Origin of the sequence: Polaromonas sp. (assembly GCF_031411155.1) — a bacterium.
Taxonomy (GTDB): Bacteria; Pseudomonadota; Gammaproteobacteria; order Burkholderiales; family Burkholderiaceae_C; genus Polaromonas.
Genome location: NZ_JANOAL010000043.1, coordinates 1 through 3,290, shown reverse-complemented (window position 1 = coordinate 3,290; position 3,290 = coordinate 1). Strand labels below are relative to the sequence as shown.

The window sequence follows — 3,290 nt, the reverse complement described above, 5'->3', positions numbered from 1 at the left end:
GCCATCAACATCATGCGACGCATTTTGCAAAGCATGGGGGCAGAAGTGGTTCACCTGGGCCATAACCGCAGCGTTGATGAAGTCGTTACCGCTGCGCTGCAAGAAGATGCCCAAGGCATTGCCATCAGCAGCTACCAGGGCGGCCATGTCGAGTACTTCAAGTACATGGTCGACCTGCTCAAAAGCCGGGGCGGCGAGCATATTCAGGTGTTCGGTGGCGGCGGCGGCGTTATCGTGCCGGATGAAATTCAGGAACTCCAGAACTACGGCGTTGCCCGGATCTTCAGCCCGCAGGATGGTCAGCGCATGGGTCTGGCCGGCATGATTGGCGAGATGGTGATGCGCTGCGACCAGGACCTGACCGGCTTTGCGCCGCATGACATCCAGGCCATCGCAGGCCACGGCGAGATGAACTGGCGGGCGCTGGCGCAGCTGATCACCGCGCTGGAAAACCGCGAGGTTTCTGCCGAAGGCAAAAATGACAAGGGGGGCGATAGCCCAGCCCGCGCAGCGGGCCTGGATCCGGCGCTGGTCGAGGCGCTGCGGACACAGGCTGCCAGCAAAAAGATACCGGTGCTGGGCATTACCGGCACCGGCGGCGCCGGCAAGTCGTCGCTCACCGACGAGTTGATACGCCGCCTGCGGCTGGACCAGAACGACCAGCTGCGCATCGCCGTCATCAGCATTGACCCGTCACGCCGCAAGAGCGGCGGCGCGCTCCTGGGCGACCGCATCCGCATGAATGCCATAACCCCTTGGGCCCCCACGCTTGCCGCTGCGCGTGCTGCGCTGCCCCCCGAGGGGGCCGGCATCGCCTTGGGGCGGCCCGACGGCGATGCGCCCGTGGACAGCGGTCAGCGGGTGTTCATGCGCAGTCTGGCCACGCGCGACTTTGGCTCCGAGATCAGCCAGGCCCTGCCCGATGTGATTGCGGCCTGCAAATGCGCCGGGTTTGACTTGATCGTGGTCGAAACCTCGGGCATTGGCCAGGGCGACGCGGCCATCGTGCCGCATGTGGATGTGCCGATGTACGTCATGACACCCGAGTTTGGCGCGGCCAGCCAGCTGGAAAAAATCGACATGCTGGACTTTGCCGAGTTCGTCGCCATCAACAAGTTTGACCGCAAGGGCTCGCTCGACGCGCTGCGCGATGTCTCCAAGCAGGTGCAGCGCAACAAGGAAGCCTGGGGCACGCCGGCTGACCAGATGCCGGTGTTCGGCACCATGGCGGCGCGCTTTAACGATGACGGCGTGACCGCGCTGTACCAGGCGCTCAAACCCCGGCTCGCCGAGCTGGGCCTGCAACTGGGCGAAAGCAGCCTGCCGCTGGTGGACGTGCGCCACAGCACCAACCAGACGCCGGTGGTGCCGGCCGCCCGCACGCGCTACCTGGCCGAAATCAGCGACACCGTGCGCGGCTACAAAAAACGCGCCCGTGAACAGGCCCGGCTGGCGCGCGAAGTGCAGCAGCTCCAGGCCGCCGCCGCCATGCTGACCCTCGACAAGCCCGATCGCGCGCCCGCCGCCGAGGCCGCACTCGATTTGGCCGGCCAGCGCAAGTCGCGCATGGACGCCGACGCCCGGCACCTGCTGGCGCAGTGGCCCGACATGCAAAAAGCCTACGCCGGCGACGAGTACGTGGTGAAAATCCGCGACAAGGAAATCCGCACCGCGCTGACCACCAAGTCGCTGTCGGGCACCACCATCCGCAAGGTCTGCCTGCCCAAGTACGAAGACCACGGCGAAACCCTGCAGTGGCTGATGCTGGACAACGTGCCTGGCAGCTACCCCTATACCGCCGGCACCTTTGCCTTCAAGCGCGAGGGCGAGGACCCGACCCGCATGTTTGCCGGCGAGGGCGATGCCTTTCGCACCAATACGCGCTTCAAGCTGCTGAGTTCCGGCATGGCCGCCAAGCGCCTGTCCACGGCCTTTGACTCGGTCACGCTGTATGGCAACGACCCGGCCCCGCGCCCCGACATCTACGGCAAGGTCGGCAATTCCGGCGTGTCGATTGCGACGCTGGACGACATGAAGGTGCTGTACGGCGGCTTTGATTTGTGCTCGCCCCAAACCTCGGTCAGCATGACCATCAACGGCCCGGCGCCCAGCATTCTGGCCATGTTCATGAACACCGCCATCGACCAGAACCTCGAAAAATTCACCACCGACAATGGCCGCGAGCCAACCGACACCGAGGCCGCCAAGATCCGCGAATGGGTCATGGAAAACGTGCGCGGCACGGTGCAGGCCGACATTTTGAAGGAAGACCAGGGCCAGAACACCTGCATCTTCTCCACCGAGTTCAGCCTCAAGGTCATGGGCGACATTGCGCAGTATTTTGTGCACAACCGGATCCGAAATTTCTACAGCGTCTCGATCAGCGGCTACCACATTGCCGAGGCCGGCGCGAATCCGATCAGCCAGCTCGCCTTCACGCTGTCCAATGGCTTTACCTTTGTCGAGGCCTATCTGGCGCGCGGCATGCACATCGACGACTTCGCGCCCAACCTGAGCTTTTTCTTCAGCAACGGCATGGACCCCGAATACACCGTGATGGGCCGCGTGGCGCGCCGCATCTGGGCCGTTGCGATGAAGGAAAAGTACGGCGCCAACGAGCGCAGCCAGAAGCTCAAATACCACATCCAGACCTCGGGCCGCAGCCTGCATGCGCAGGAAATCCAGTTCAACGACATCCGCACCACCTTGCAGGCGCTGATTGCGATTTACGACAACTGCAACTCGCTGCACACCAATGCGTTTGACGAGGCCATCACCACGCCGACCGAGGAATCGGTGCGCCGGGCCATGGCGATCCAGCTCATCATCAACCGTGAATGGGGCCTGGCCAAGAACGAAAACCCGTCACAGGGCGCGTTCATCATCGAAGAGCTGACCGAGCTGCTCGAAGAGGCGGTCTTGCTGGAGTTTGAGCGCATCGCCGAGCGCGGCGGGGTCTTGGGCGCCATGGAAACCGGCTACCAGCGCGGCCGCATACAGGACGAATCCATGCACTACGAAATGCTCAAACACACGGGTGAGCTGCCCATCATCGGTGTGAACACCTTCCGCAACCCGCATGGCGATGCGGTGCAAGACAAGCTGGAGCTGGCCCGCTCAACCGATGACGAGAAACAGAGCCAGTTGAAGCGCCTGAGCGATTTCCACACGCGCAACGCGGGTGCGTCAGGTGCGATGCTCAAGCGCCTTCAGCAGGCCGTGATCGACAACGCCAATGTGTTTGAAGTGCTGATGGACGCGGTGCGTGTTTGCTCACTCGGGCAGATCAC

At 63.3% G+C, this 3,290-nt stretch carries 1 protein-coding gene; it reads left to right on the top strand.

The genetic code is table 11. From position 1 onward, the window contains the following. The coding region (icmF, locus tag RMO23_RS02105; protein ID WP_309678443.1) for a fused isobutyryl-CoA mutase/GTPase IcmF at positions 1–3,290 on the top strand (3,290 nt) is incomplete at both ends.